General features: G+C 40.4%; 1 pseudogene. It reads left to right on the top strand.

Annotation, left to right across the window (positions count from 1 at the left end):
* Window positions 1-446, top strand: a pseudogene (locus KH893_RS12270) (hypothetical protein); the annotation flags it as partial.

The following is a 446-nucleotide window of genomic DNA, read 5'->3' as shown; positions in this document are numbered from 1 at the left end:
CTGGACCAGCGATTATTTTTGGCGTTATCCGAACAACGTTCCGCTAACGGCCCTGGTTGGTTTCTGGTTTAAGTTAACCAACCTTCTGGGCTTGACGCCTAATCTGGCCATTCACATATTGAGCCTGCTGTTTCTCGATTCAATGATAATTATCTTGTTATTGACGGCAAGAAAACTGGTCAGTAATTTGGCTTTGACGCTTATCGGCCAACTTTTTTTCTTATTGAGCCCCTATGCCTATACCTATAATCTTCAGGTCTTTTATTCCGATTTGCCAATTTATTTTTCGATCTCGGTTCTGTTGTTGATTGTCCTAAAGTGGCAAAAAGCGGATTTTAAATCAAAAAGCTGGCGTTTTTTGAGTCTGGTGGTTCTATTTTTAATATGCCTGTTTGCCCAGATCATCAAGCCGAATTTTTTAATCGTTGCCTTGGCGGCTTTTATTA

The organism is Liquorilactobacillus sicerae (assembly GCF_029916425.1).
Classification (GTDB): domain Bacteria; phylum Bacillota; class Bacilli; order Lactobacillales; family Lactobacillaceae; genus Liquorilactobacillus; species Liquorilactobacillus sicerae.
Note: the sequence above shows the minus strand (reverse complement) of the source record. Positions and strands in the feature narration are given on the sequence as shown.